The sequence below is a fragment of the Blautia hansenii DSM 20583 genome (assembly GCF_002222595.2).
Taxonomy (GTDB): domain Bacteria; phylum Bacillota; class Clostridia; order Lachnospirales; family Lachnospiraceae; genus Blautia; species Blautia hansenii.
Genome location: NZ_CP022413.2, coordinates 1,354,184 through 1,380,321 on the forward strand (window position 1 = coordinate 1,354,184; position 26,138 = coordinate 1,380,321).

Annotated in this window: 30 protein-coding genes and 1 pseudogene; 27 read left to right on the top strand and 4 right to left on the bottom strand. The window is 40.8% G+C overall.

The annotated features are described in order from the left end of the window. Positions 1 to 10: 10 nt before the first annotated feature. Positions 11 to 1,135, bottom strand: a complete 1,125-nt coding sequence (locus tag CGC63_RS06615; protein ID WP_004222213.1) for a ribonuclease H-like domain-containing protein — start codon at positions 1,133 to 1,135, stop codon at positions 11 to 13. A 107-nt stretch (positions 1,136 to 1,242) separates the two neighbouring features. Here CGC63_RS06615 and CGC63_RS06620 point away from each other — a divergent pair, with 107 nt between their 5' ends. From CGC63_RS06620 to CGC63_RS15440, 20 genes and pseudogenes are all read left to right on the top strand, one after another. Beyond that, positions 1,243 to 2,157, top strand: a complete 915-nt coding sequence (locus CGC63_RS06620; RefSeq protein WP_004222210.1) for a putative ABC transporter permease — start codon at positions 1,243 to 1,245, stop codon at positions 2,155 to 2,157. A gap of 41 nt (positions 2,158 to 2,198) precedes the next feature. Continuing rightward, positions 2,199 to 3,553 (top strand): annotated as a pseudogene (gene rsxC, locus CGC63_RS15970) (electron transport complex subunit RsxC). 12 nt (positions 3,554 to 3,565) lie between these two features. Continuing rightward, positions 3,566 to 4,525, top strand: a complete 960-nt coding sequence (locus CGC63_RS06630) for an RnfABCDGE type electron transport complex subunit D (RefSeq protein ID WP_009247235.1) — start codon at positions 3,566 to 3,568, stop codon at positions 4,523 to 4,525. Then, positions 4,522 to 5,133, top strand: a complete 612-nt coding sequence (locus CGC63_RS06635; RefSeq protein ID WP_004222201.1) for an RnfABCDGE type electron transport complex subunit G — start codon at positions 4,522 to 4,524, stop codon at positions 5,131 to 5,133. The genes CGC63_RS06630 and CGC63_RS06635 overlap by 4 nt, the downstream gene beginning before the upstream one ends. Before the next feature lies 1 nt (position 5,134). Then, entirely contained in the window at positions 5,135 to 5,836 is a 702-nt protein-coding gene (gene rsxE, locus CGC63_RS06640) for an electron transport complex subunit RsxE (protein ID WP_004222199.1), read from the top strand. 15 nt (positions 5,837 to 5,851) lie between these two features. Beyond that, on the top strand, positions 5,852 to 6,427 hold the full coding sequence (rsxA, locus tag CGC63_RS06645; protein ID WP_009247233.1) for an electron transport complex subunit RsxA: 576 nt from the start codon (positions 5,852 to 5,854) through the stop codon (positions 6,425 to 6,427). A gap of 12 nt (positions 6,428 to 6,439) precedes the next feature. Continuing rightward, positions 6,440 to 7,228 carry an RnfABCDGE type electron transport complex subunit B gene (rnfB, locus tag CGC63_RS06650; RefSeq protein WP_004222192.1) on the top strand — a complete coding sequence of 263 codons (789 nt, stop codon included), beginning with the start codon at positions 6,440 to 6,442 and terminating at the stop codon, positions 7,226 to 7,228. Between the two features lie 107 nt (positions 7,229 to 7,335). After that, positions 7,336 to 7,710 carry a NusG domain II-containing protein gene (locus CGC63_RS06655; protein WP_004222188.1) on the top strand — a complete coding sequence of 125 codons (375 nt, stop codon included), beginning with the start codon at positions 7,336 to 7,338 and terminating at the stop codon, positions 7,708 to 7,710. Positions 7,711 to 7,724: 14 nt separating this feature from the next. Continuing rightward, on the top strand, positions 7,725 to 8,234 hold the full coding sequence (locus CGC63_RS06660) for a Gx transporter family protein (RefSeq protein WP_004222185.1): 510 nt from the start codon (positions 7,725 to 7,727) through the stop codon (positions 8,232 to 8,234). Next, positions 8,212 to 8,823, top strand: coding sequence for a Holliday junction branch migration protein RuvA (ruvA, locus tag CGC63_RS06665; protein WP_004222183.1), 612 nt, complete (start codon positions 8,212 to 8,214; stop codon positions 8,821 to 8,823). The genes CGC63_RS06660 and ruvA overlap by 23 nt, the downstream gene beginning before the upstream one ends. A gap of 16 nt (positions 8,824 to 8,839) precedes the next feature. After that, complete coding sequence (gene ruvB, locus CGC63_RS06670; RefSeq protein ID WP_004222180.1) at positions 8,840 to 9,829, top strand: Holliday junction branch migration DNA helicase RuvB; 990 nt, start codon at positions 8,840 to 8,842, stop codon at positions 9,827 to 9,829. Between the two features lie 68 nt (positions 9,830 to 9,897). Continuing rightward, a complete protein-coding gene (locus CGC63_RS06675) occupies positions 9,898 to 10,296 on the top strand; it encodes a cell division protein ZapA (RefSeq protein ID WP_004222177.1) in 399 nt (132 codons plus the stop codon). A gap of 77 nt (positions 10,297 to 10,373) precedes the next feature. Continuing rightward, on the top strand, positions 10,374 to 12,590 hold the full coding sequence (locus tag CGC63_RS06680) for a U32 family peptidase (protein ID WP_004222175.1): 2,217 nt from the start codon (positions 10,374 to 10,376) through the stop codon (positions 12,588 to 12,590). Positions 12,591 to 12,598: 8 nt separating this feature from the next. Further along, complete coding sequence (locus CGC63_RS06685) at positions 12,599 to 13,927, top strand: FtsW/RodA/SpoVE family cell cycle protein (protein WP_004222173.1); 1,329 nt, start codon at positions 12,599 to 12,601, stop codon at positions 13,925 to 13,927. After that, the gene (locus tag CGC63_RS06690; RefSeq protein WP_004222170.1) at positions 13,896 to 15,401 is read left to right on the top strand and encodes a peptidoglycan D,D-transpeptidase FtsI family protein; all 1,506 of its coding nucleotides are present in this window, start codon (positions 13,896 to 13,898) and stop codon (positions 15,399 to 15,401) included. Before CGC63_RS06685 ends, CGC63_RS06690 begins: the two co-directional genes overlap by 32 nt. Before the next feature lie 102 nt (positions 15,402 to 15,503). Then, the gene (locus CGC63_RS06695; protein ID WP_004222167.1) at positions 15,504 to 15,956 is read left to right on the top strand and encodes an NUDIX hydrolase; all 453 of its coding nucleotides are present in this window, start codon (positions 15,504 to 15,506) and stop codon (positions 15,954 to 15,956) included. A gap of 84 nt (positions 15,957 to 16,040) precedes the next feature. After that, entirely contained in the window at positions 16,041 to 16,376 is a 336-nt protein-coding gene (locus CGC63_RS06700; protein ID WP_004222164.1) for a hypothetical protein, read from the top strand. A gap of 4 nt (positions 16,377 to 16,380) precedes the next feature. Next, complete coding sequence (locus CGC63_RS06705) at positions 16,381 to 17,244, top strand: DUF2953 domain-containing protein (RefSeq protein WP_004222160.1); 864 nt, start codon at positions 16,381 to 16,383, stop codon at positions 17,242 to 17,244. A 14-nt stretch (positions 17,245 to 17,258) separates the two neighbouring features. Beyond that, positions 17,259 to 17,660: a GerW family sporulation protein gene (locus tag CGC63_RS06710; RefSeq protein WP_004222158.1), complete on the top strand. Its 402-nt coding sequence runs from the start codon at positions 17,259 to 17,261 to the stop codon at positions 17,658 to 17,660. 77 nt (positions 17,661 to 17,737) lie between these two features. Next, entirely contained in the window at positions 17,738 to 17,881 is a 144-nt protein-coding gene (locus CGC63_RS15440) for a hypothetical protein (RefSeq protein ID WP_004222145.1), read from the top strand. A gap of 65 nt (positions 17,882 to 17,946) precedes the next feature. On the opposite strand, the gene rpmB is transcribed toward CGC63_RS15440, so the two are convergent. Further along, positions 17,947 to 18,135 (bottom strand): 50S ribosomal protein L28, encoded by a 189-nt coding sequence (gene rpmB, locus CGC63_RS06715; RefSeq protein ID WP_004222142.1) that lies wholly within the window; start codon positions 18,133 to 18,135, stop codon positions 17,947 to 17,949. A gap of 175 nt (positions 18,136 to 18,310) precedes the next feature. On the opposite strand from rpmB, the gene CGC63_RS06720 reads away from it, so the two are divergent. The 3 genes from CGC63_RS06720 to recG all read left to right on the top strand — a co-directional run bounded on the left by CGC63_RS06720 (position 18,311) and on the right by recG (position 22,471). After that, on the top strand, positions 18,311 to 18,667 hold the full coding sequence (locus CGC63_RS06720; RefSeq protein WP_004222139.1) for an Asp23/Gls24 family envelope stress response protein: 357 nt from the start codon (positions 18,311 to 18,313) through the stop codon (positions 18,665 to 18,667). A 17-nt stretch (positions 18,668 to 18,684) separates the two neighbouring features. Then, a complete protein-coding gene (locus CGC63_RS06725) occupies positions 18,685 to 20,334 on the top strand; it encodes a DAK2 domain-containing protein (protein ID WP_040351046.1) in 1,650 nt (549 codons plus the stop codon). A 79-nt stretch (positions 20,335 to 20,413) separates the two neighbouring features. Next, positions 20,414 to 22,471 carry an ATP-dependent DNA helicase RecG gene (gene recG, locus CGC63_RS06730; RefSeq protein WP_089438676.1) on the top strand — a complete coding sequence of 686 codons (2,058 nt, stop codon included), beginning with the start codon at positions 20,414 to 20,416 and terminating at the stop codon, positions 22,469 to 22,471. Between the two features lie 86 nt (positions 22,472 to 22,557). On the opposite strand, the gene CGC63_RS06735 is transcribed toward recG, so the two are convergent. Continuing rightward, on the bottom strand, positions 22,558 to 22,785 hold the full coding sequence (locus tag CGC63_RS06735) for an alpha/beta-type small acid-soluble spore protein (protein ID WP_004222130.1): 228 nt from the start codon (positions 22,783 to 22,785) through the stop codon (positions 22,558 to 22,560). A 294-nt stretch (positions 22,786 to 23,079) separates the two neighbouring features. On the opposite strand from CGC63_RS06735, the gene CGC63_RS06740 reads away from it, so the two are divergent. From CGC63_RS06740 to CGC63_RS06755, 4 genes are read left to right on the top strand one after another with little or no spacing between them, the layout of a single operon-like run. After that, on the top strand, positions 23,080 to 23,472 hold the full coding sequence (locus CGC63_RS06740; RefSeq protein WP_004222127.1) for a methylglyoxal synthase: 393 nt from the start codon (positions 23,080 to 23,082) through the stop codon (positions 23,470 to 23,472). 27 nt (positions 23,473 to 23,499) lie between these two features. Continuing rightward, positions 23,500 to 24,051, top strand: coding sequence for a 16S rRNA (guanine(966)-N(2))-methyltransferase RsmD (rsmD, locus tag CGC63_RS06745; protein WP_004222124.1), 552 nt, complete (start codon positions 23,500 to 23,502; stop codon positions 24,049 to 24,051). Between the two features lie 3 nt (positions 24,052 to 24,054). Further along, positions 24,055 to 24,567: a pantetheine-phosphate adenylyltransferase gene (gene coaD / locus CGC63_RS06750; RefSeq protein WP_004222122.1), complete on the top strand. Its 513-nt coding sequence runs from the start codon at positions 24,055 to 24,057 to the stop codon at positions 24,565 to 24,567. Between the two features lie 3 nt (positions 24,568 to 24,570). Further along, entirely contained in the window at positions 24,571 to 25,221 is a 651-nt protein-coding gene (locus CGC63_RS06755; RefSeq protein WP_004222118.1) for a hypothetical protein, read from the top strand. On the opposite strand, the gene CGC63_RS06760 is transcribed toward CGC63_RS06755, so the two are convergent. Continuing rightward, positions 25,192 to 26,133 (bottom strand): sporulation protein, encoded by a 942-nt coding sequence (locus CGC63_RS06760; RefSeq protein ID WP_004222116.1) that lies wholly within the window; start codon positions 26,131 to 26,133, stop codon positions 25,192 to 25,194. The two genes, CGC63_RS06755 and CGC63_RS06760, sit on opposite strands and share 30 nt — an antisense overlap. Between the last annotated feature and the right edge of the window lie 5 nt (positions 26,134 to 26,138).

Genomic DNA, 26,138 nt, shown 5'->3' on the forward strand with positions numbered 1-26,138 from the left:
AAAACAGCCATTACGACAAAGTAATGGCTGTTTTTAATATTTCTTGAATATAACTTTTTTGCATGGTCAGAGATGAATTTTGAAGAGGCCAGAAGGTATAACATTCTTTGGTACGGATATCTTCTTTTAAAAGCGGCAGAGTACAGGTTTGAGGGGCATAAACAAAAATGCCGTTATATTTTTTGTAGCAGGTAGAAGCAGTTGCCTTTTGCCGGTGCTGTGCATCAATATAGACAGCAACACTTTTGTGAACGGCTTCATCTTCTAAAGGTAAATAGTAATAATTTTTATAGTCAGGATAATAGAATTTTAAAGTTCCCTCGTACAAGGGAAGCTTTATCTTTACCGTATGCCAAGAAGCCGTTATGTAGCCGAAAGGAAAGGAAGCGGAAAGCTGGCCGGGAATAGGGGCGGGAATTGTGAGGGTAAACAACAGTTCTTTGGTAATTGTTTGGTCTGCTTCCTGTTTTTTTAATTCCTCCACATGGGTGAGTTCCCATTGTCCTTTGGGGAGCTGTCTTAGATTAAAAAGAGGAAGGACAGAGAGCATTCCCACAAGGTCATCATAGTTATGCTGTAAAAGCAGGTCTTCTTTTTCCTTGGAAGGCGATTTTGTGTAGCTGTGATAAAATTTTATCATTTCTTTTCCTGATAAAAGGTCTTTTCTTGTATAAGAAGTCAATTCTTCAAAAGCTTTTTGGGTATGATTGGGCATTTGCCGGAAAAAAGCAGGCATACGCAGAAATTCCCGATACAAATCAAGGGAGCTTTTATGGGAAAAAGGGTTGGGAAGCTGATGCTTTTCATAGCGGGACACAAGATAAGGGATATCAAAAGAGCTTCCATTAAAGTGAATGAGCTGTGTTCTGTTTTTTGCAAAGGCAGAGAAAGTCTCTAAAAGTGCTCTTTCCTCTTCCTCGTTATCCTGCTCCTGAAGGAACTGGATAAGCTGCCATTCTTTGGTGTCAGGCTGAAAGGAAATAAGACCAATTAAAAATACATGGCTTGTTTTGGAGCTTAATCCCGTGGTTTCAATATCAAAAAACAGGACGTCCTTCGGCTCATAATTTAAGACGGAAAAGGTTACTGGTAAAACTGTTGAGAATTGGTGAAGAATTCGCACATTTGTTATCATTTTAACAAAATCCTTTCAAATTGTTTTTAAAATAATACGAAAAATTACTAAATTTTTCTAGTGATTTCTGCAAAAAAGTGTTATATTATATAACAGAGGAGGAAAACATGGATATAGAAATCGCAGGTGTATCTTTATATTATATCATAAGCTGGTTCTTTGTATATAGCTTTTTGGGATGGCTGTGGGAAACTGCTTATGTATCGGTAAGAAAAAAGAAGTTTGTAAACAGAGGGTTTATTAACGGTCCTCTATGTACCATTTATGGTATGGGTGCTGTAAGCATTTATTTGATTTTGAAACCTTTTGGTGATAATTTGGCTGTTTTGTACATAGGCGGTGTAGTGGTTGCGACTATACTGGAATATATCACCGGATGGCTGATGGAAAAGATTTTTCATACGCGCTGGTGGGATTACAGCCACAGAAAATATAATCTTCAGGGATATATCAGTCTGGGGACTTCTCTGGGATGGGGCGTGTTTACAGTTTTGCTGTTTGAAGTGCTTCAACCGGCTGTCTCATGGTTTACGGATTTATATCCTCAGAAAATAGGAGAAATCCTTCTGATTGTGATTATGATTTTATACGCATTGGATTTTATCACTTCGGCTTGGGCAGCTTTCGGTCTTACAAAGAACTTTGCAAAGGTAGAGGATATGATGGAGGATATTACCCAATATCTTCACAGCAGCAGGCTGTATGAAACGAAAGAAGAAATTCGGGAACGATTGGAAACAGTCAGAGCTCATATACGTACGCAGGAGGCGGTAGAGCGTTTATCTGTCAGACGACAGGAGTTTATGGAGCGTTTTGAAGCTTTGTTTGCGGAAAAGCATCTGCTGGATGAGGACAGTTATCTTTCCAAGAAGGCAGAGATGGAGCAGAAGCTGGATGAATTTGCAAAAAAATATACGGATATTCGCAAGAAACAAAATATTGTGAAAAAACGTATGGTTTACGCATATCCTGAACTGAAAAATCAGTTTAAGAAATATAGAAAAAAACATCAGAAAGAATAATCGGCGTAAGCTGATTAGGATAAATAAAGGAGGGACAAAATATGGCGTTTTTAACCTTTAGGGGTGGCGTACATCCTTATGATGGAAAAGAACTGTCAAAAGAAAAGCCTGTACGGGAATATTTTCCCGGAAAAGAAATGGTTTATCCGCTGTCACAGCATATCGGAGCTCCGGCGCAGCCTGTTGTGAAAAAGGGCGATTATGTTCTGGCGGGACAGAAAATCGCAGAGATGGGAGGCTTTGTTTCTGCACCTATTCATTCTTCTGTATCGGGAGTGGTAAAGGAACTCAAGAAGGTACGGAATAATGTAGGAGCTATGGTGGATGCTATTGTTATAGAAAATGACGAAAAATATGAAACCGTAGAATTTACACCGGCAGAGTCTTTAAAGGAACTTACTAAAGAAGAAATCATCGGCAGAATTAAAGATGCGGGCGTTGTCGGTATGGGAGGAGCGGGCTTTCCTACCCATGTAAAGCTTTCGCCAAAGGAGCCGGATAAAATTGAATATGTTCTGGTCAACGGAGCAGAATGTGAGCCTTATCTGACCTCTGATTATCGCCGTATGTTAGAGCAGCCGGATTGGATTATCGCCGTATGTTAGAGCAGCCGGATTGGATTATCGGCGGATTAAAGTGTATTTTAAAGCTTTTTGACCACGCAAAGGGTTATATCTGTATTGAAGACAACAAACCAGATTGTATTGAAAAGCTTACAGAGCTGGTAAAGGATGAACCAAGAATAGAAGTTGCTCCGTTAAAAACAAAATATCCGCAGGGAGCGGAGCGTTGCCTGATTGCGGCAGTAAGCGGCAGAGAAATCAATTCTTCCATGCTTCCGGCAGATGCGGGATGCGTAGTGGATAATATTGATACAGTATGTGCTGTTTATCGTGCAGTGATGAAAGGCGAACCGGTTATGGACCGTATTGTTACGGTTACAGGAGATGCGGTGGCAGAGCCGGGGAACTTTAAAGTCCGTCTGGGTACTTCCTTTGCAGAGCTTTTAGAAGAGGCAGGAGGCTTGAAGACTCCTGCAAAGAAAATCATTTCCGGCGGTCCTATGATGGGATTTGCCATGTTTGATTATCACGTTCCTGTTGTAAAAACATCTTCGGCTCTGCTTTGTATGTCAGAGGATGAGGTTTCGGAAAATGAACCGACTGCTTGTATTAACTGTGGAAGATGTGTATCTGCCTGTCCGGCAAGACTGGTTCCTTCCAGACTTGCAACTTATTCGGAGCACGGCAGAGAGGACTTATTTGTAAAATATAACGGTATGGAGTGTGTAGAATGTGGCTGCTGCAGCTTTGCCTGTCCGGCGAAAAGACCATTGACGCAGTCCATGCGTTCTATGAGAAAAATGGTTCTGGCAAATCGCAGAAAACCAAAGTAGGAGGAGAAAATCATGAGTGAATTATTACATGTTTCATCTTCCCCTCATGTAAGGTCGAAGGTGAGTACCAGCGGCATTATGCGCACAGTCTTTCTTGCGCTTATGCCTGCGGCATTATTCGGAATTTATAATTTTGGCTTAAATGCACTTCTGCTGATTTTAATTTCCATTGCAGTGTGCATGGCAACAGAAGCCGGATATGAGAAAATTGTACATAAGAAGCTGACCATTCAGGATGGCAGTGCGGCTGTTACCGGTCTTTTGCTGGCGCTTAATCTGCCTCCAAATGCACCTTGGTGGATTGCCGTAATCGGCGGAGTTTTTGCTATTTTAGTGGTGAAACAGCTTTTCGGCGGACTGGGACAGAATATTATGAACCCTGCGCTGGCAGCAAGATGTTTTCTTTTAATTTCTTTTACAGGAAGAATGACGGATTTCACAGTTCCAAGCGGTGGTTGGGGCAACATTGCTGATACTGTATCAGGAGCAACTCCATTAGCGGCTTTAAAAGCAGGAGAGAGTGTAAAGTGGGTAGACTTATTCTTTGGAAACGTACAGGGAACCATTGGCGAGACATCTGCTCTGGCAATTCTCATCGGAGCAGCAATTCTCTTAATCAACAGAATTATTGATTTTCGAATTCCATTGACTTATATCGGTACTTTTGCAGTATTTGTACTGTTATTTGGCGGTCATGGATTTGATGTGGAATATTTATTATGCCATTTATTTGGCGGCGGCTTAATGCTGGGAGCATGGTTTATGGCAACAGATTATGTTACAACACCGATTACCAAGGCAGGACAGCTTGTCTATGGTGTATGTCTTGGTATCTTTACAGGGCTGTTCCGTATTTTCGGCGGCTCCGCAGAAGGCGTATCTTATGCAATTATATTCTGCAACCTGTTGATACCTTTAATTGAGCGTTATACAATGCCCCGTGCCTTCGGAAAAGGAGGTAAAAAAGCATGAAAAAGAATACGATATTAAAAGATGCCCTTATTCTTATTGTGATTACTCTGATTGCAGGAGGGCTTTTAGGCTTGGTATATGAGGTTACGAAAAAGCCCATTGCCAATCAGCAGGAGAAAGCGAAACAGGAAGCATATAAGGCGGTATTTGAAGACGCAGACTCTTTTGAGGTGTGTGTGGAAGCAGAAGATGCAGATTTGGCAGAAGCTTTAAAAGAACAGGGCTTTGAAGCTCAGAAAATCAATGAAATTATGGAAGCAAAGGATGCTTCCGGAGAGACTTTAGGATATGCTGTCAATGTGACGACCTCAGAAGGCTATGGCGGCGATATCACCTTTTCTATGGGAGTTCAGCTTGACGGAACCTTAAACGGTATTTCTATTTTAAGTATCAGTGAAACGGCCGGACTTGGCATGAATGCCACAAAAGATGAATTTAAAAATCAGTTTTCTGATAAAAATGCAGAGGCTTTTGAAGTTACTAAAGCAGGTGCGTCTGATGAAAATGAAATCAATGCAATCAGCGGTGCAACCATTACTTCAAAGGCAGTAACCGGTGGGGTAAATGCCGGAATTTGTGCATTTAACTATGTAAAGGAGGGAGAATGATATGAAAAAGAATTCACCTGTTGAACGTCTTTATAACGGTATCATCAAAGAAAACCCGACTTTTGTGCTGGTACTTGGTATGTGTCCAACGCTGGCAGTTACCACAGCAGCCATAAACGGAATAGGAATGGGACTTACCACAACGGTGGTTCTGGCAATGTCCAACTTATTTATTTCTCTTTTGAGAAATATTATTCCGGACAAGGTACGTATGCCGGCATATATTGTGGTGGTAGCCTCCTTTGTAACCATTGTTCAGCTTTTGCTTCAGGGTTTTATTCCGGTTTTATACGATGCACTGGGAATTTATATTCCTCTTATCGTAGTAAACTGTATTATTTTAGGAAGAGCAGAGTCTTATGCGTCTAAGAACGGACCGGTTGCTTCTATTTTTGACGGAATAGGAATGGGACTTGGTTTTACACTTTCCATTACCATTCTTGCAGGCTTCCGTGAGCTTATTGGCGCAGGCACTTTGTTTGGTTTCCAGATTATGCCTGAGGCTTATGAGCCTGCTACTATTTTTATTTTAGCTCCGGGAGCTTTCTTTGTGCTTGCATTTTTGGCAGCGCTTCGTGCAAAAATGCAGGAAAAGAAACCAAAGGAAGAGCAAAAGCCGGTACATTGTATGGAAGGCGGCTGTGCTTCCTGTGGCAATGAGTCTTGCAGCGGAAAATTTTACGATAATACAGTGAAGAAATAAGGGGAGGGAGACGGAATGAAAGAATTATTGATTATAGCTGTTGGAGCAGCGGTGGTAAATAATGTTGTTTTAAGTCAGTTCCTCGGTCTTTGTCCCTTCTTTGGAGTTTCTAAGAAAATAGAAACGGCAGCGGGCATGGGAGGAGCGGTTATCTTTGTTATTACCCTGTCTTCACTGGTAACCAGCTTAATTTATCAGTTTGTTTTAAGTCCTTTGGATATGGGCTATATGCAGACGATAGTATTTATTTTAGTTATTGCGGCGTTAGTTCAGTTTGTAGAAATGTTTTTGAAAAAGGCAATGCCGGCGCTGTATCAGAGCCTTGGTGTTTACCTTCCTCTGATTACTACAAACTGTGCGGTTTTAGGTGTTGCAGTTATCAATGTGCAGAAATCTTATAATGTCTTGCAGGGAACAGTAAACGGATTTGCCACAGCAGTGGGCTTTACCATTTCTATTGTTTTAATGGCAGGGCTTCGTGAAAAAATGGAGTATAATGATGTTCCGAAATATTTTCAGGGATTTCCGATTGTGCTTTTGACTGCCGGATTGATGGCCATTGCTTTCTTTGGCTTTTCAGGAATTATTTAGGAGGTGTGAACTATGATAACAGGAATTATCATTGCGGCAGCTCTGGTAGGCGGCGTAGGGCTTTTCATCGGACTTTTTCTGGGAGTTGCCGGAAAGAAATTTGCAGTAGAAGTAGATGAAAGAGAAATACAGGTAAGGGAAGAGCTGCCCGGCAATAACTGCGGAGGTTGCGGATTTCCGGGATGTGACGGACTGGCAGCAGCCATTGCAAAGGGAGAAGCGCCTGTAAATGCCTGTCCCGTAGGTGGAGCGGCAGCAGCGGCAAAGATTGCAGCGATTATGGGGCAGGAAGCAGGAGAAAACATTCGTATGACAGCTTTTGTAAAATGTGCCGGTGATTGCGAAAAAGCCGGAAAAAGCTACGATTACACCGGTGTAAAGGACTGTAAAATGGCTGCTCTTATGCAAAACGGCGGAGAAAAAGCCTGCTCCTACGGATGTCTTGGCTATGGCTCCTGTGTAAAAGCCTGTGGTTTTGATGCTATACATATTGTCAACGGTATTGCCGTGGTAGACAAAGAGAAATGTAAGGCATGCGGAAAATGCGTGGCAGAATGTCCGAAGCATTTAATCGAATTAATTCCATATCAGCAGAAGCAGGCTGTGGCATGCAGCTCCAAGGAGAAAGGAAAGGCAGTCATGAGCGCCTGTGAAATCGGTTGTATCGGCTGCCGTAAATGTGTCAAAGAGTGTCCGAGCGAAGCCATTACAGTGGTAGACAATGTGGCACAGATTGATTATGAAAAATGTACAAATTGTGGAAAATGTAAAGAAACATGTCCACGCCACATTATTCTGTAAGATAAGAATGCAAATGTATCAGTCGCATATTTTGCGAACATACATTTGCATTTTTTATTTGGCTATGTTAAGATAGGACACAGAAAATAAGAACAGGAGAGTAATTCATGAAGAAAAAGGATTTGTTTCTAATTTGTATTCTCTTGGCAGCAGGAATGATTGGTTTTGTTGCGTTTAAAGGCATTCAGAAATCAGCAGCTTCAGATAAGCAAATGCTGAAAATTTCTGTGGATGGAGAAGTCTGCGGAGAGTATTCTTTAAAAGATAAACAGGAAATTAAAATCGGGGATACCAATGTATGCCAAATTGAAGAGGACGGAACAGTGTCCATGACAGAGGCGGACTGCCCTGACCAGCTGTGCGTAAAGCAGGGGAAAATCAAAGCGTTTGGAGAAAGTATCATCTGTCTGCCAAATAAAGTGGTTTTGGAAATTGTAACAGAGAATAAAAAGGCAGAGGAAATTGACAGTATAGTGAAATAGAAGCGAGGATTTGAATGAAAAAAACAGCGTATATCGGACTGCTCTGTGCATTGGCAATTATCTTGGGATATGTGGAAATGCTGCTTCCTTTGTTTCCCTTTGCACCGGGAGTAAAGCTTGGAATTACAAATTTGGTAACGGTATTTCTTTTATATAGCTTTACTTACAAAGAGGCTGCTCTTGTCTCCTGCATCCGAATTGTGTGCATTGGATTTATGTTTGGAAATTTGTTTTCTATTGTATACAGCCTGGCAGGAGCTTTTTTAAGCCTGTTTTGCATGACTTTGGCAAAGAAAATAAAAGGCTTATCTATGGCAGGAGTCAGTGTAATCGGAGGTGTGACACATAATATAGGACAGCTTATCATAGCAGCTTTGGTGGTGGAAAGCGGAAGTGTCTTTTTCTATTTTCCGATTTTACTTTTTGCAGGAACAGTAACCGGACTTTTAATAGGAATTGTATCTTCGGAAATTTATAAGAGAATACCGGGAAGGATAGGAAATGATAGCGTATTTAAAAGGTGAAATTGTTGAAATTTTAGAAGACAGAGTAATTTTGGAAGCGGGAAATATAGGATATAATCTTTTTATGCCCATGGCAGGAGTAGATGGGGTTCTGCGTACAGGTGATGAGACGAAGATTTACACTTACTTAAATGTCAGGGAGGATGCCATGCAGCTGTATGGTTTTCTTACCAAAGACGATTTGAATGTTTTCAAATTGCTGTTGGGAGTAAATGGTATCGGACCAAAGGCGGCGCTTGGAGTCTTATCGGGACTGTCCGCAGACGAGCTGCGCTTCGCTGTTTTGGCGGATGATGTGAAGACCATCTCAAAAGCGCCGGGAATTGGGAAGAAGACGGCACAAAAGCTGATTTTAGAATTAAAGGATAAAATGAGTCTTCAGGAAGCGTTTGACTTAAAATCAGAGCATGTGCAGGAAAGCGCAGGAAGCCTGAGTGATGTTTCTGATATTAAGAAGGAGGCAGTAGAGGCATTGACTGCTCTGGGATATTCCGGAGCAGATGCCCTTCGTGCGGTAAAGCATACAGAAATTACAGAGGGTATGAGCGTGGAGGATTTATTAAAACAGGCATTGAAAAACATGTTTTAAATAAAGAGGAAAAATCATGGAAAAAAGAATTATTACCACAGATGTGATGGAGGAAGACCTTCGCACAGAGGGCAATTTAAGACCTCAGCTTTTAAATGATTATATCGGACAGGAAAAAGCAAAGAAAAACCTGAAGGTTTATATTGAGGCTGCAAAGCAAAGAGGAGATGCCTTAGACCATGTGCTGTTTTACGGACCTCCGGGACTTGGAAAAACAACACTGGCAGGAATTATTGCCAATGAGCTGGGCGTGCACATGAAAGTAACCAGTGGGCCTGCCATTGAAAAGCCGGGAGAAATGGCGGCAATTTTAAATAATTTGCAGGAAAATGATGTGTTGTTTGTAGATGAAATCCACCGCCTGAACAGACAGGTGGAGGAAGTGCTTTACCCTGCAATGGAAGACTATGCCATTGATATTATGATTGGAAAGGGTGCGACTGCCCGCTCCATTCGTCTGGATTTGCCGAAATTTACACTGGTAGGAGCTACAACAAGAGCAGGACTTTTAACCGCTCCTCTGCGTGACCGATTTGGTGTCGTACATCATCTGGAATTTTATACAGAAGAGGAGCTTCAGACCATTATTATTCGTTCTGCAAAGGTTTTGGGCGTAGAAATTGACGAGGCAGGAGCTTTGGAAATGGCAAAGCGTTCCAGAGGAACACCACGACTTGCAAATCGTCTTTTGAAAAGAGTACGAGATTTTGCACAGGTAAAATACGATGGGAAGATTACAAAGGAAGTTGCGGATTTTGCTATGGATTTGTTAGAGGTGGACCGCTACGGTCTGGACCAGACAGACAGACTTTTGCTTACCACCATTATTGAACGGTTTTCAGGAGGACCTGTGGGGCTGGATACCCTGTCAGCCGCAATCGGCGAGGATGCAGGAACCATTGAAGATGTGTATGAGCCATATCTGATTAAAAACGGATTTTTGCTTCGAACTCCAAGGGGAAGAACCGTAACAGAATTGACCTATCATCATCTGGGAATAAAATAATGGTTGTTTTTCTCGGAATTTCGATTATAATAGACAATAAGGAACGTAAGAAAAGGCGGGAGGATTAGATGGCAGTTAAGAATACAACCCAGGTGCTGATTGGAGGAAAAATCATCACTTTAAGCGGATATGAAAGTGAAGAATACCTACAAAAGGTTGCAAATTATATGAACGGAAAGCTGACAGAGTTAGGACAGCTTCCGGGATACAACAGACAGTCACAGGAAACCAGACATACCCTGCTCAGTTTAAATATTGCAGATGATTATTTTAAGGCAAAGAGACAGGCGGAAATGTTCGAGGAAGAACTGGAAGCCAAAGACAGGGAAATGTATGATTTAAAACATGACTTAATCAACAAACAGGTAGAGCTTGATGAAGCAAAGGAAAAGGCTCAGGAAAGAATACAGGAATTGCAGCAAAAAGCAGCAGAGCTGGAGAAGGAGCTGGACGAGCTTTTAAAATAATATAGAAAAGAGCGATGGGGTGGGCAGTTGTTGTTTGCCCCATTTCTATTATTTGAAAAAGAAAGGATATTTGAATTATGAAAGCAGAATTGTTAGCACCGGCAGGCTCTTATGAAGGCTTGCAGGCAGTTGTAAAGGCAGGTGCAGATGCTGTTTATATTGGAGGAAGTATGTTTGGCGCAAGAGCATACGCCAATAATCCTCAGCAGGATGAAATGCTGGAGGCCATTGACTATGCCCACATACACGGAAAACAAATCTATTTGACGGTAAATACCCTTTTAAAGAATAAAGAGCTTTACGGACAGCTCTATGATTTTCTGGCTCCGTACTATCAGCAGGGAATTGATGCGGTGATTGTGCAGGACTTGGGCGTGCTGTCTTTTTTGAAAAAAGAATTTCCCAACTTTCCTATTCATGCCAGTACACAGATGGCGGTGACAGGCGCAAGGGGAGCGGCGCTTTTAAAGGAAGCAGGAGTATCCAGGATTGTAACGGCAAGAGAGCTGTCTTTAAAGGAAATTCATGAAATTTACAAGGAAACAGGGATGGAAATCGAAAGCTTTGTCCATGGGGCGCTTTGCTACTGTTATTCCGGCATGTGCCTGTTCAGCAGCATGCTGGGAGGCAGAAGCGGCAACAGAGGCAGATGCGCTCAGCCCTGCCGTCTGCCCTATACAGCATATAAAGGCAGAGAGCAGATTAGTCAGGAAGAGCAGGCATATCTGTTAAGTCCAAAGGATATGTGTACCGTTGACATTTTGCCGGAAATTTTACAGGCGGGAGTCTATTCCTTGAAAATAGAAGGCAGAATGAAGCGTCCGGAGTATGCGGCAGGGGTGACCTCCATTTACAGAAAGTATCTGGATTTGTACGAGAAAAATCCCAAGAATTATGGAGTTACATCTGAGGATAGGCAGATACTCCTTGATTTATATCAAAGAGACGGCTTTAATCAGGGCTATTATCATTCTCATAACGGAAAAGAGATGATGGCGGTGGTAAATCAGAAGGAGCAGAATAAAAAACAGAAGATTGCGGGAAAACGGAATGAGCTTCTCTTTGAACAGTTAAAGAAAGAATACTTGGACACAAAAAAACAAGAAAAAATTAATGGGAATTTTATCCTTTTTGCCAATTCTCCTGCTATACTGGATTTAGACTTTCAGGATATTCATGTTCAGGTTATGGGAGATACCGTAGAGGAGGCAAAAAAGCAGCCTTTGTCAGCAGACCGGGTAGAAAAGCAGATGAGAAAGACAGGGCAGACGCCTTTTGTGTTTGACACTTTGGAAATCATGACAGACGAAGCGGGATTTCTTCCTATGCAGAGCATCAACGAGCTTCGAAGAAAGGGCTTAGAAGAGCTGGAAAAAGAAATTTTAAAAAAGTATCGCAGAGCTTTGCCTGAAAGAACAGAAAACAGCAGAGAGAAGAGTTGTGAAGCATTTGGGAAAAATCCTGTTTTCTATGTTTCTGTGGAGACAAAAGAACAGCTGGAGGCTGTACTGGAGGAAAAGGATATACAGGGTGTGTATTGCCATATCTCCATGTTTGATAAAAAACAGCGTTGGAAAGAGGCTTTTGAGACCATGTATCAGGTGCATAAGCAGGGAAAAGAATTTTATCTGGCGCTGCCGTACATGCTGAGAGACGGACAGCTTGCTGATGAGGAACAGGAGTTTTTGAAAATGGCAGAGCAATGTGAAGGATTTCTGGTGAGAAATTTAGAAGAGCTGGGATATTTATCCAAGCTTGGACTGTTGCAGAAGGCTGTTACTGACTATTCTGTGTATGCGTTTAATGACAATGCAAAGAATACGCTGGATAAATTAGGCGTTATGCGTACCACAGTTCCACTGGAGCTTAACGGAAAAGAAATTCATGCAAGAGATAATGAAAACAGTGAAATGGTGATTTATGGGCATTACCCCATGATGATATCTGCCCAGTGCATTAAGAAAACCTGCGGAAAATGTGATAAAAACAGCAGCCTTGTGAAATTAAAGGACCGTTATGGAAAATACTTTCCCACAAGGACCTTCTGTGATTTTTGCTATAATGTGATTTATAACAGTGTTCCCACAGGGCTTTTAGAGGAAGCACCGCAGCTTTTCGGAGAGGGATTTGCGTCATTGAGACTGAATTTTACTGTTGAAACAAAGGAAGAAATGAAAAATCTGCTGGATATGTTTCTTGGAGCATACGCACAGGAAAACAAAAATGTGAAAAAGAAAAACCCGAAAGAAATGCCGGAATTTACAAAAGGGCATTTTAAAAGAGGGGTAGAGTAGGTGAACAAGTGTTAAATTTAATTATTGAACTTTCAAAATATTTTTTATTAATTCTCATTGTACTTTATACCTTTGAAAGCTTTACCGTATTTAAGTATGAGGATGATTATGACAAACGTTATATTTTAAGAAAACAGCTTCTGATCATTGTATTCTTGGATTTTACCGCTTTTTTGGTTATTTTTTTAAAGACAGAGAAAGTGGAGATTATTTATCTTTTTGGGGCGTTGCTGCTATACCTGATTACTGTGCAGGCCTTGTATCGCATTTTCTATAAAAAGGCGTCTATCTTGCTTTTAAATCATATGTGTATGCTGCTGTCTATTGGGTTTATTATGCTGTCCAGACTTTCTCCGGACTCAGCCATTCGGCAGTTTGCCATTGTAGCTGTGGCTACGGTCATTGCTATGATTATACCGATTATGATTAAAAAAATGTATTTTTTGAAAAACTGGACATGGTTTTACGCTGCATTAGGCTTGGGACTTTTGCTGGTTGTACTGATTTTCGGTAAGAATGTTAACGGGGCAAAAATCAATATTGACCTTGGCTTCTTTGTGTTTCAGCCATCTGAGTTTGTAAAAATTATTTTTGTGTTTTTTGTGGCAAGTCGTTTATATCGAAAAAGCGCTACCTTTAAAGACCATGTAATCACAACTGCCATTGCGGCGGTCTATGTGCTGACTTTGGTGCTTTCCAGAGATTTGGGAAGTGCGGTTGTATTTTTTATTACTTATGTCATTATGCTTTATGTGGCAACCAAAAAACCGTTTTATCTTTTGGCAGGATTGGGAAGCGGAAGTGCGGCGGCAGTGATTGCCTATTTCCTTTTCTCTCACGTAAGACAGCGAGTGGTGGCTTGGAAATCTCCTTTCAGTGTCTATGAGGGGGCGGGATATCAGATTGTGCAGGGGCTATTTGCCATCGGTGCAGGAGGCTGGTTTGGCATGGGGCTTTGTCAGGGCTCGCCGGAAATGATACCTTTTGTAAAACAGGACTATATGTTTGCGGCAATTTGTGAAGAGCTGGGAGGACTGTTTGCTATTTGTCTGATTTTAATTTGTATGAGTATGTTTCTTTTGGTTGTAAATATTTCTCTGCGGATTAAGAAAAGATTTTATAAGCTGATTGCATTGGGACTGGGAACAGAATATGCCTTTCAGGTATTTCTTACCATTGGCGGAGTGACGAAGTTTATTCCTATGACGGGAATTACGCTGCCCTTGGTCAGCTATGGAGGAAGTTCTGTGTTAAGTACCATTATCATGCTGGCAATTATTCAGGGATTGTATATTTTAAGAGAAGATGAGGACGAAGAAATTGAAAGACAAAAATAAGAAAAGCGCAAAAAAGCTTCAAAAAGAAGAGGAAGCTATGAAGAAAAAGCGCAAAAAAAGAAAACGTTCCAAAAACAAAGAGTATACGATTATCAGCTATTTCTTTGTAGCTATTTTTATATCCTTAATTGGATATATGGTATATTTTAATGTGGAAAAACGAGAGGATGTTATCAGCAGTCCGTATAATACCCGTCAAAACCAGTTGGCAGACAGGATTACCAGAGGAAAAATTCTATCCTCAGACGGACAGACTCTCGCATATACAGAAACTGACGGAGAGGGTAATGAAACAAGAGTTTATCCTTACGGAAATAAGTTTGCCCATGTGGTAGGCTATGACTGTAATGGAAAAAACGGAATTGAAGCGCTGGCTAATTTTTCGTTGATGTCTTCCCATAATAATTATATTGAGCAGGTGAAAAACGAAATTCTGGAGAACAAAAATCCGGGTGACAGCGTGGTAACTACCTTAAACACAAAATTGCAGGAGGCAGCTTATAATGCCCTTGGCTCTTACAACGGCGCTGTGGTTGTTTTAGACCCAAAGACAGGTGCTGTACTGGCTTCTGTAAGCAAACCGGATTTTAATCCGAATATGGTAGAGGAAGATTGGGATGCCTTGGTAAATGACTCTGCAAACAGCAGTCTTTTAAATAGAGCTACACAGGGGGCTTATCCGCCCGGGTCTATTTTTAAAGTGGTAGATGCGTTGGCATATTTGCGGGAGCATGGAACGATTGATGGATTTTCTTATAATTGTAAGGGAAGCATTACGGTAGACGACCATAAAATTCCTTGCTTTGGCGGGGAGGTTCACGGCTCGGAGGATTTTACAAAAGCATTTGCAAAATCCTGTAATACGGCATTTACACAGATCGGACTTGATTTAGGAGCGAAAAATCTGCAGGAGACAGCAGAGAACCTGTTGTTTAACAGTAAGCTTCCAATTCCTTTGGAATATAACAAGAGTAGATTTGACCTTGGAAGTGCGCCGGGAAATCCACTGCTGATGCAGACGGCCATCGGACAGGGAAATACGCTGGTATCACCGATGCACATGGCTATGATTACCGCTGCTATTGCCAATGACGGAAAGCTTATGAAACCTTATTATATAGAAAAGGTAGAAACGGTCAGCGGCCAGACAGTAGAAACTACAAAGCCGTCTGTCTATAAAGAGCTTATGACAGCAGAAGAAGCAGGAGTATTAAAAGCATTGATGACGGAAGTGGTAAAAAGCGGTACGGCAACAAAGCTTTCAGGAGAAAGCTACTCCGCAGCGGGAAAAACAGGTTCTGCGGAATATACGGGAAGTGACGGAAAGATAAAGACACATTCCTGGTTTATTGGATTTTCTAATGTAGAGGAGCTGGACTTAGCCATTGCCGTAATTGCAGAGGGCGCCGGAACAGGAAGTAAGGTAGCAGTTCCGGTAGCACATCAGGTGTTCAACGCTTTTTATTATAATTAGTGGCTGTAAATTTCTTGCGCCTGCGAAAAAAAAGAGGTATACTACCAATAAAGAAACACAACGCAGACATACTTGTATGTCTTAAGCAGGAGGAAGTGCAATATGATTGAAGCAACGAGCTGTGGCGGAGTGGTAATATATCGGGGCAAGATACTGACCTTGTATAAATCTTATAAGCACAAATACGAGGGCTGGGTACTGCCGAAAGGAACGGTAGAAAAGGGCGAAGACTATAAGGATACTGCCCTGCGGGAAGTGAAAGAAGAAGCAGGAGTATCAGCCAGCATCATTAAGTATGTGGGAAAGAGTCAATATAGTTTTTGTGTGCCGGAGGATGTAGTAGAAAAGGACGTACATTGGTATTTAATGTCTGCCAACAGCTATTACAGCAGACCGCAGAGAGAAGAATATTTTGTGGATTCCGGTTTTTACAAATTCCATGAAGCTTACCATCTGTTACGTTTTTCAAATGAAAAGCAGATTTTGGAAAAGGCTTATAGTGAATACCTGGATTTGAAAAAAGCAAATCTTTGGGGAAATAGAAAGTATTTCTGAGTAAGCATGGAAAAAGAGGACTGTCGCAGGAAGCAGTAGCAGGCTTTTGTGACAGCCTCTTTTTAAAATATAGGAGTGGAAAATATGTTAAACTGGTATAAAAAACTCTATGTTGGCGATAATGCAAAAAAGAAGAAAAGACAGCTGATGTTTAAAATTAACGCAGGAGCAGGAGTGTTTGATGTGTATTTGATTACCTTTGCCTGCAATTCTCAAAATCAGCTGGAAATTTTTTCAGCCAATGAGCTGAAGCAGAAGGCAAGACGGAAATTTTGTCCCGTGATTATCGGGCTGTGCTGCGGCTATGAGGAGGCATTGGAGATGACCAGAACGCTTGTGGAAGAGGCATATAAGGAGACAGGTACGCCTAATGTGAGAAAATGGCTGGAAAATAAGATAAAAGAGGAAGGCAGCAGGTGAGAGAATGGCGATGCTACATATTTTATTGGGAATTTTGAAAATAGCAGGTATTCTTCTGGCAGTTCTTTTGGGGCTTTTGCTGCTGATTTTAAGCTGTATGCTCTTTTGTCCTGTTGTTTATCAGGGGGCAGGAGAGAAAAATCAGGACAGCTTGAAAGGAAGCCTAAAAATTTCGTGGCTGTTTCGTGGAATTTCTTTGAAAGTATGGTATGAAGAAGGTACACATTATTCTGTGCGGATTTGCGGTATTTCCACGGAGCAATTTAAGAGGATTTTTAAAAGGCGGGCAGGAAAGAAAACCGAAAAAAAACAGCCAAAAGAGCTTACTGCCGTGCAGGAAAACAGTGGCGAAGCCAAGAAAAGGGAGTATACAGGGCAAAGCCCAAGGGAAGCTGTTCAAAAGGAAACAGAAAAAGCAGAAGAACAAGTTTCTCCAAAAGAAAAGTCGAAAAGAAAAGGAATAGGGCGGTCTTTTGCGGATTTTCGATTAACAATCGAAAAAATCTGTGATAAAATAAAAAAAGTAAAAAAAATTTTAAAGTCAGAGCAGATGAAGCAAACAAAAGCATGGATGCTGAAAGAAATCAAGTCCTTGATTTTTCATATAAAACCGAAAAAATTGCAGGGTAATATTCGCTTTGGATTGGAAGACCCTTGTCTGACAGGAGAAATTCTGGCTGTTGCAGGTGTATTTTATCCACTGTATGGGGAATATTTTACAATAGAGCCCTTTTTTGAGGAACAGATTTTAGAAGGAGAAATATCTTTTCGAGGACGCATTTACGGTATTTATTTTGCGCTTCTTGCATGGCGCATATTTCAAAACAGAGAGCTTCGTTTTATTATAAAAAAATTTAAGTATCTTTAAGGAGGAAACAGAATATGGCTTCAGAAAACAATTTTCAGACAACAGTAGAGTCGCTATTTAAAGGGATGGATAGTTTTATTACGACAAAGACGGTGGTAGGTGAGGCAATTACCGTGGGAGATACCATTATACTTCCGTTGGTAGATGTTTCCTTTGCAGTGGGAGCAGGCGCTTTTTCCGGTGAGAAAAAGAATAACGGCGGCGGCGGAATGGGCGGAAAGGTTTCTCCAAGTGCTGTTTTGGTGATTTCCAATGGCATGACAAAGCTGGTAAATATTAAAAATCAGGATGGTCTTACAAAAATTCTGGATATGGTTCCTGATTTCCTGAATAAATTTTCAGAAGGGAAAAAAGAGCAGGAGCCGGAAAAAGAAGGATTAAAAAAAGAAGAAACGGTTTCTGAGGAAGAAGAATAAGACAGAAGAGCTGCTGCGGGTAATCTGCGGCAGCTTTTTGCATATACTATAAAAAGAGAAAAGAGAAGGAAAAAGATATGAGTCGTGTATGCGGACTGTTTTTGTTTGGAATAGGGATTGGATTATTTTTAGCGCTTATTTTTCCAAAATCTCTTTTTATGGTGATTATGGCAGTGCTGTGCTTGCTGGCAGGATATAATCTGTTTTGCAGTTGTTCATAAATAGAAGAGAATAAAAAAACAGACCTTGTCGCATGGACAAGGTCTGTTGATGTGTCAATCAGTAATTAAGCTCTTTCAACTTTACCGCTTCGTAAGCAGGAAGTACAAACATACATTTTTTTTGCGTTTCCGCCTTCTGTTTTAACTCTTACAGATTTAATGTTGGATTTCCACATTTTGTTTGATCTTCTATGAGAATGGCTCACGTTGTTTCCAAAATGAGCACCTTTTTCACAAATTGCGCACTTTGCCATGGTAGCACCTCCTTAGAAATATAATAAGTCTGTATAACAAACTCACAACATAGCTTATTTTAGCAGATGATATTTGTTTTTGCAAGTAAAATTATAAAAAAATTAAATTATTATTTCGTTTTTGGAAAAGATATGTTAGAATAGCATATATAAAAAAGTATGGAGGTATCCGTGCATGAATGGATTTGTTGATACAGGATTAGGAAAAATTACAATTGATACTGATGTAATTGCAACTTATGCAGGCAGTGTGGCAGTGGAATGTTTTGGAATTGTGGGCATGGCTGCTGTAAGTATGAAGGACGGCCTTGTAAAGCTGTTAAAGAAAGACAGCTTAAAACACGGCATTAATGTTATGATTGCAGATAATAAGATTACACTGGAGTTTCATGTAATCGTGGCTTACGGAGTAAGTATTTCTGCTATGGCTGATAACTTAATCAGCAATGTAAAATACAAAGTAGAAGAATTTACAGGCCTGACTATTGAGAAGATAAATATCCTTGTAGAAGGCGTAAGAGTAATTGATTAATAAGGAGGAAACTTGTTTTGAATACCAATACCGTTGATGCGAAAATGCTTGGCCGGATGTTCCTTTCCGGAGCGAAAAATCTGGAGGCAAAGAAAGAGTGGATAAATGAATTAAATGTTTTTCCTGTGCCGGACGGCGATACAGGAACCAACATGACACTGACCATTATGGCGGCAGCGTCTGAGGTAAGCGCATTATCAGATTCTACTATGAAAACTCTGGCGAAAGCAATATCTTCCGGTTCTTTAAGAGGAGCAAGAGGAAACTCCGGTGTTATTCTTTCACAGCTTTTAAGAGGATTTACAAAATCAATCGAACATCATGAGCAGGTAGATGCCATGGCATTTGCCAGAGCTTTTGAAAAAGGTGTGGAAACTGCGTATAAAGCAGTTATGAAACCAAAAGAAGGTACAATTTTAACTGTGGCAAAGGGCGCTGCGGTAAAAGCTCTGGAAATTGCAGAGGACAGTGAAAATCTGGAAACATTTTTTGCAGATGTAATTGCAGAAGCAGAGGAGGTTCTTTCCAGAACCCCGGAAATGCTTCCTGTTTTAAAAGAAGCAGGTGTAGTAGATTCCGGCGGACAGGGACTTTTAGAAGTGTTAAAAGGTGCTTTTGACGGATATCTGGGCAAAGAAATTGATATGAATTTCGAAAAACCGGCTCATGCAGTGATGAGCAAGCCAATGTCCGCAGAGGAAAGCGATATTAAATTCGGTTACTGTACAGAATTTATTATTATGCTGGAAAAAGAATTCTCTGAAAAAGAAGAAAGAGCTTTCAAAGAATACCTGTTATCCATTGGTGACTCTCTGGTAGTCGTGGCAGATGATGAAATCGTAAAGGTGCATGTACATACCAATGCGCCGGGTGATGCAATTCAGAGAGCTTTGACCTACGGACAGCTGTCCAACATGAAAATTGACAATATGCGCTTAGAGCATCATGAACGTTTGATTAAAGACGCTGAAAAAGTAGCTGCACAGCAGGCAAAGGCAGAGCCGGAAAAAGAGGTTGGATTTATTTCCGTATCTGTGGGAGATGGTATGGGAGAGATTTTCCGTGAATTGGGAGCAGATTATCTCATTGAAGGCGGACAGACCATGAACCCAAGTACAGAGGATGTGCTTCAGGCAATCTCTCATGTAAATGCAAAAAATATATTTATTTTTCCAAATAATAAAAATATTATTCTGGCTGCAAATCAGGCAAGAGACCTGACAGAGGATAAGAACATTATTGTTATTCCGACAAAAACCATTCCTCAGGGTATTACAGCGTTGATTTCTTATGTGCCGGATAAAACCGTTGAGCAGAACACAGAAGAAATGTTAGAAGCTATGACACATGTGAAAACAGGTCAGGTGACTTATGCAGTGCGTGATACAAAGATTGATGACAAAGAAATTCGTCAGGGCGATATCATGGGCATTGGCGATAAGGGGATTTTGGCAGTCGGACAGGGTATCGAAGACATTACCGTAGAAACATTAAAAGAGATGGTAGACGAAGATACAGAAATTATCAGCATTTATTACGGGGCTGATGTAACAGAAGAAGATGCAGAACAGTTATGTGAGCGTCTGGAGGAGTTATATCCTGATTTTGATGTGGAAATCAATCAGGGCGGACAGCCGATTTATTACTACGTGGTTTCCGTAGAATAAGAGATGAACAGAGGAGCTGTTGGGGTTGTTGCACTTATGCGATAGCCTTGACCGCTTCTTTTTTATGAGGATTTTTCAGATGAAGGAACAGGAAAGTATTCGCAATATAAAAGGAATTGGAGAAAAAACAGAAAAGCTTCTGGCAAAATTGGGAATTACCACAGTAGGTGATTTCCTCCGTTATTATCCAAGGGAATATGATGAATATACAGAGCCTGTCGGTGTTTCTCAGGTGACCGCAGGAAAAAAATGTGCGGTTATGGGAAGGATTACAGGAAAAGTGGGCGTGCGAAATACAGGCAGACTTACCATAGTGACTGCCACGTTAAAAGAAGAAAATTCTTTCTTGCAGCTTACGTGGTACAATATGCCTTTTTTACGCAATACCTTGCGGTCCGGCGGGTTTTATATTTTCAGAGGAATGGTAACGGACAAAAACGGGCGAAAGACCATGGAGCAACCGGAGATTTTCAAAAGAGAAGATTACAAGGCGCTGCTTCACAGTCTCTACCCCATTTACGGGCTGACAAAGGGATTAACCAATAAGCTGATGGTAAAAACCATACATCAGATTTTGGAAAATAAAGAAATTGTGCAGGAATATCTTCCGGAGGAGTATAGAAACTATTATCAGTTGGCAGAATATAACTATGCAGTTTCACATATTCATTTTCCAAAAGATAAGAAAGATTTACTTCTGGGGCATCATCGATTAGTTTTTGATGAATTTTTACTTTTTATTCTTTCTATTCGAATGATGAAGGAAAAAACACAGGACATGCCGAATTCTTTTGCCATAAAACCGGTATGGGAAACAGAGAATGTAATTGATGGACTGCCGTATCCATTGACAAATGCACAAAAGAGAGTGTGGAATGAAATTGAAAGGGATATGACAGGACATACGCTGATGTCCAGACTGGTACAGGGAGATGTGGGAAGCGGAAAAACCATTATGGCATTTCTGGCAATGCTTCTGGCGGCATTTAACGGATATCAGGCTGCGCTCATGGTTCCTACGGAGGTTTTGGCAAAGCAGCATTTTAAAGAAATGGAAAAGCTGCTCAAGGAGCATCAGCTGCCGCTAAAAGCCGTTCTTCTGACCGGCTCGAATACCGCAAAGGAAAAAAGGGAGAGATGTGCTCAAATTGCTTCCGGAGAAGCAAAGCTGATTATCGGAACCCATGCGCTGATACAGGAAAAGGTAGAATATGAAAATTTGGCATTGGTGATTACCGATGAGCAGCATCGTTTTGGGGTTCAGCAAAGGGAAGACTTATCCAAAAAAGGAACAAGACCTCATGTGCTGGTCATGAGCGCCACGCCAATTCCCAGAACATTGGCAATTATTTTATACGGAGATTTGGACATTTCTGTCATGGATGAGCTGCCGGCAAAGCGATTACCTATAAAAAACTGTGTGGTGGACACTTCTTACCGTCCAAGAGCCTATCATTTTATTCAAAAGCAGGTGGAGGAAGGACGACAGGTGTATGTCATCTGCCCTATGGTAGAGGAAAGCGAAGGGCTGGATGCGGAGAACGTCATTGATTACACGCAAATTTTAAAGGAGGCTCTGCCCTCTGATATCTCTGTTGCGTATCTTCACGGAAGAATGAAGGCAGGAGAAAAGAACAAAATTATGGAAGCGTTTGCTGCAAATGAAATACAGGTGCTGGTATCTACCACGGTTATTGAGGTAGGGGTAAATGTTCCCAACGCAACGGTAATGATGGTAGAAAACGCAGAACGCTTCGGACTTGCTCAGCTTCATCAGTTAAGAGGAAGGGTAGGCCGAGGAGAACATCAGTCTTACTGTATTTTCGTGCAGGGAGGACAGGATACGGAAACAAAGGAGAGATTGGAAATTCTGGTGAAATCCAATGACGGCTTTCAGATTGCAGGAGAAGATTTGCGCTTGCGGGGACCGGGGGATTTTTTTGGTATACGGCAAAGCGGCTTAATGGAATTTAAGATTGCAGATATTTATCAGGATGCAGAGATACTAAAAGAAGCCGGTGAGGCGGCAGGAGCAATTTTAGCTTTAGATCCGGATTTATCATTGCCTCAGCATGAAAGATTAAGGGACAGACTTTTCTCTTACGGAAAAGAAAGAATGGAAACGCCGGGAATATAAAAAGAGATTTCCTTCTTTTTACTTTAAGAATAAGCAGAAGAAAATCCCTTTTTCTAGTTGTTAGACTTTACTAGTGATTTCGTACACTAGAACTGCTGAGTGCTTCCGTTTCCAGACATCTGACGTTCCTGAGCTTCAATCATTTTTTTGACCATATATCCCCCAACGGAACCGTTCTGTTTAGATGTTAAGTTACCGTTGTAACCATCTGTAAGAGGTACACCTAATTCGTTTGCAACCTCATATTTGAAGCGGTTTAATGCTCCCTTTGCTTCCGGTACAACTGCTTTGTTTGAAGAATTATTGTTAGACATTTTAATTTCCTCCTTTGGAATTTATTTTTGTTACAATGCTAGTATGTGATTTAAAAAAGTTTTTACACTAGAAGTTCTTTCAAGTTTTGACAAATTATGTGAATTGTATTACAATGAGTATTCGGATTTGGGGTTTCAAGTCGATTTTTTTTGTGAAAGTACACAAAATTTGTAAAAAATGTATAAAATGATAAAAAATAATTGCAAAAAGTTAGTGCTTTTGCTATAATAGACTCTGGAATACAAGAGAACCGGATGGTTTGATTGAATTAAAATAAATAAGGATTGATGTAAATGAATGTTGGAATTATAGCGCATAACAGTAAAAAAGCCCTGATTGAGGACTTCTGCATTGCTTATAAGAATATTTTGGCAAAGCATGAGATTTATGCAACAGGGACTACGGGACGCAGAATTGAAGAGGTTACAAATCTGCGTGTCCACAAATTCCTTCCGGGAAGCATGGGAGGAGATAAACAGTTTACAGAAATGATTGAGCGTGGAGATATTGATATGGTAATCTTTTTCTACAATCCGGCGATGATTGACGGTACGGAACCGGATGTATATCAGATATCCGGCTGCTGCGACCAGTACAATATTCCTATTGCAACGAATATTGCAACGGCAGAGTCTCTGATATTGGGACTGGAGCAGGGAGATTTGGATTACCGCTTAAACCGATAAAAGATACTGAAGAAGGAAAAACAGCTTATGAGAGTCATTGCAGGAAGTGCAAAAAGTATGCCTTTAAAAACAATTCCGGGCTTGGAAACAAGACCGACCACAGACAGGGTGAAGGAGACGTTATTTAATATGCTTCAGCCGTATTTGTGCGAATGTCGATTTTTGGATATTTTTGCGGGAAGCGGCGGAATTGGAATAGAAGCTTTAAGCAGAGGTGCACAGTTTTGTGTTTTTATTGAAAAAAACAGAAAGGCAGCAGCCGTAATTGAAGATAATCTGAAATTTACCAAACTGGCAGACAGAGCTGATGTATGGTGCAAAGATATATTTCAGGCAGTTGCTTTTTTGGAAAATGAAGAACCGTTTGATTGTATCTTCATGGACCCACCTTATAATCAGGAATTGGAAAAACAGGTTTTAGAATTTTTAAGAGATGTAAAGTTTGTAAATGAAGATACAAGAATTATTGTGGAAGCTTCTTTGGAAACAGATTTTAGTTATCTGGAGGAGCTGGGTTTTTCCATTGATAAAATCAAAAGATACAAGACAAATCAGCACATTTTTATTAGAAAGGCATAGAAAATGGTACGAGCAATTTATCCGGGAAGCTTTGACCCGGCAACTTACGGTCATCTGGACATTATTAGACGGGCAGCAAGCTTATTTGATGAGGTTGTTGTAGGAGTTTTGAATAATTCTGCAAAAAGTCCGTTGTTTTCTGTGGAAGAACGTGTTAATATATTAGAGAATGTAACAGAAGATATTCCCAACGTGAAAATTCAGGCGTTTGACGGATTATCTGTTAATTTTGCACGAAGCTGCGAGGCAAAGGTAATTATTCGTGGTTTGAGAGCCTTTACTGATTTTGAATATGAATTACAGATGGCACAGACAAACCGCGTGTTGGCAACTGATGTGGATACTATGTTTTTGACTACCAGTCTTCAGTATGCGTATTTAAGCTCTACTACATTGAAGGAGGCAGCGTCTTTCGGTGCGGATATTTCAAATTTTGCACCGGATTTTGTAGTACGACAGGTGGAGGAAAAATACAGGCAGAGGCATTTGGGAAAAGAATACAATAAGGAGAAATAAAAGATGAGCAGCAGAATTGAACAGATTATTGAAGAAATCGAAGAATATGTGGAAAGTTGTAAATATCAGGCGTTATCTACAACAAAGATTATTGTAAATAAAGAGGAAATCGAAGAGCTGTTAAGAGAGCTTCGTTTAAAAACACCGGATGAAATCAAAAGATATCAGAAAATCATCAGCAATAAAGATGCGATTTTAGCAGATGCACAGGCAAAAGCAGACAATATCATAGAAGACACCAAAAAACAGGTGCAGGAGATGGTAAAAGAGTCTGAGGTTATGCAGCAGGCTTACGCACAGGCAAACGAAACAATCAACAGTGCAAATCAGCAGGCACAGGCAATTATTGACGCAGCTACCAATGATGCAAATACACTTCGTTTAAGCGCAGTATCTTATACAGATGAAATGATGGCAAATATGGGACAGCTTGCCAGCAATATGTTAGAGGATGCAGCAGCAAAATATAATGATTTTGTTCAGGCGCTTCGCAGCTCTTTAGAGGTTATCAACCAGAACAGAGCCGAGTTATCTCCGCAGCTTGTTCGGAGCAATGAAGCTCCGGTTCAGGAAGAAGCTTCTGCACCTTCCTATGAGCCGGATGGTTTCGACGAAGATGAAGATTTAGATGATGACTTTGACGATTTTGACTAAGCAAAAGGCAATAGCAAAGGTACAGAAAAAGTTGCATATTTTTCCTTTTAAATAAGAGGAAAAGGGCAGGTCTGTATCAGCAAGCATGGACTTTGTCTGTGCGGCTACGCTTAAACCGCCAAAGGAAGTAAAGGCAAGGATGAGAGGATAAAGAAGGTCAAAGCTCCAAGAAGCTTTTGATAAAGCGGCATTTCCGGTAGTGATTTCCGTAATTCCCTGTAAGAAATAGCCGAGGGTGGGGAAGGAACGAAGGGCTATGCTGGAAATTCCCTGAAGGATGGAAAAAATTAAAATATATCCTCCCAGCTTTGTAATTGTTTCAAAACCGTTCATAATAGAGGTATCCAGAATATTTCCGAGAAAATCGGAGCCGGATATCTCTTTTTTTGTTTTTTTCAGATAAGAAAATTCCGAGCTTTTTTGAGGGCGAAACAGAAGGGAGCATAAAAAGCCGGAGCTGTAAAGAATAAAATATGTAGGGAAAATCAGGCGGGTATTTTTAAAAAGTCCCACACATAAATAGGAAGACAGGAAAGAGGGACCGGGAAAACAGGCAAAGGTCAGCAGATAGGAGGCTTCCTGTTTGGAAATACGGTGTTCTGCGTAAAGGTCTGCGGTGATTTTTGCGCCCATGGGATAACCGCAGAAAATCCCCATACATAATGCGTAAGCGCCGGATGGAGACAGGGCAAAGGCTTTTTTCCAAAATTTTTTCGGGGCTTCAAAAAGTTTGTCCAGCAGCCCTGTTTTGATGCAGATATTGGATAAAATCATAAAAGGCAAAAGCGAAGGCAAAAGGGTATAAAACCACAACATAAGCCCTGCCTTGGCATAGGAAAACGCCTGAGAGGGAAATAATAAAAGAAAAAATAAAAAGAATAGTAGGGCAAAAGGAAGAAGAATTTTTTTCATGATAA

Coding starts and splice junctions, on each gene's coding strand:
- CGC63_RS06755 (WP_004222118.1), top strand. CDS start 24,571: ATGAGCAGCAGAATTGAACAGATTATTGAAGAAATCGAAGAATATGTG.
- ruvA (WP_004222183.1), top strand. CDS start 8,212: ATGATAGCGTATTTAAAAGGTGAAATTGTTGAAATTTTAGAAGACAGA.
- CGC63_RS06680 (WP_004222175.1), top strand. CDS start 10,374: ATGAAAGCAGAATTGTTAGCACCGGCAGGCTCTTATGAAGGCTTGCAG.
- CGC63_RS06705 (WP_004222160.1), top strand. CDS start 16,381: ATGGCGATGCTACATATTTTATTGGGAATTTTGAAAATAGCAGGTATT.
- rsmD (WP_004222124.1), top strand. CDS start 23,500: ATGAGAGTCATTGCAGGAAGTGCAAAAAGTATGCCTTTAAAAACAATT.
- CGC63_RS06760 (WP_004222116.1), bottom strand. CDS start 26,133: ATGAAAAAAATTCTTCTTCCTTTTGCCCTACTATTCTTTTTATTTTTT.
- CGC63_RS06710 (WP_004222158.1), top strand. CDS start 17,259: ATGGCTTCAGAAAACAATTTTCAGACAACAGTAGAGTCGCTATTTAAA.
- CGC63_RS06735 (WP_004222130.1), bottom strand. CDS start 22,785: ATGTCTAACAATAATTCTTCAAACAAAGCAGTTGTACCGGAAGCAAAG.
- rnfB (WP_004222192.1), top strand. CDS start 6,440: ATGATAACAGGAATTATCATTGCGGCAGCTCTGGTAGGCGGCGTAGGG.
- rsxA (WP_009247233.1), top strand. CDS start 5,852: ATGAAAGAATTATTGATTATAGCTGTTGGAGCAGCGGTGGTAAATAAT.
- rsxE (WP_004222199.1), top strand. CDS start 5,135: ATGAAAAAGAATTCACCTGTTGAACGTCTTTATAACGGTATCATCAAA.
- recG (WP_089438676.1), top strand. CDS start 20,414: ATGAAGGAACAGGAAAGTATTCGCAATATAAAAGGAATTGGAGAAAAA.
- CGC63_RS06620 (WP_004222210.1), top strand. CDS start 1,243: ATGGATATAGAAATCGCAGGTGTATCTTTATATTATATCATAAGCTGG.
- CGC63_RS06740 (WP_004222127.1), top strand. CDS start 23,080: ATGAATGTTGGAATTATAGCGCATAACAGTAAAAAAGCCCTGATTGAG.
- CGC63_RS06615 (WP_004222213.1), bottom strand. CDS start 1,135: ATGATAACAAATGTGCGAATTCTTCACCAATTCTCAACAGTTTTACCA.
- rpmB (WP_004222142.1), bottom strand. CDS start 18,135: ATGGCAAAGTGCGCAATTTGTGAAAAAGGTGCTCATTTTGGAAACAAC.
- ruvB (WP_004222180.1), top strand. CDS start 8,840: ATGGAAAAAAGAATTATTACCACAGATGTGATGGAGGAAGACCTTCGC.
- CGC63_RS06635 (WP_004222201.1), top strand. CDS start 4,522: ATGAAAAAGAATACGATATTAAAAGATGCCCTTATTCTTATTGTGATT.
- CGC63_RS06720 (WP_004222139.1), top strand. CDS start 18,311: ATGAATGGATTTGTTGATACAGGATTAGGAAAAATTACAATTGATACT.
- CGC63_RS06695 (WP_004222167.1), top strand. CDS start 15,504: ATGATTGAAGCAACGAGCTGTGGCGGAGTGGTAATATATCGGGGCAAG.
- CGC63_RS06690 (WP_004222170.1), top strand. CDS start 13,896: ATGAGGACGAAGAAATTGAAAGACAAAAATAAGAAAAGCGCAAAAAAG.
- CGC63_RS15440 (WP_004222145.1), top strand. CDS start 17,738: ATGAGTCGTGTATGCGGACTGTTTTTGTTTGGAATAGGGATTGGATTA.
- CGC63_RS06700 (WP_004222164.1), top strand. CDS start 16,041: ATGTTAAACTGGTATAAAAAACTCTATGTTGGCGATAATGCAAAAAAG.
- CGC63_RS06655 (WP_004222188.1), top strand. CDS start 7,336: ATGAAGAAAAAGGATTTGTTTCTAATTTGTATTCTCTTGGCAGCAGGA.
- CGC63_RS06675 (WP_004222177.1), top strand. CDS start 9,898: ATGGCAGTTAAGAATACAACCCAGGTGCTGATTGGAGGAAAAATCATC.
- coaD (WP_004222122.1), top strand. CDS start 24,055: ATGGTACGAGCAATTTATCCGGGAAGCTTTGACCCGGCAACTTACGGT.
- CGC63_RS06630 (WP_009247235.1), top strand. CDS start 3,566: ATGAGTGAATTATTACATGTTTCATCTTCCCCTCATGTAAGGTCGAAG.
- CGC63_RS06660 (WP_004222185.1), top strand. CDS start 7,725: ATGAAAAAAACAGCGTATATCGGACTGCTCTGTGCATTGGCAATTATC.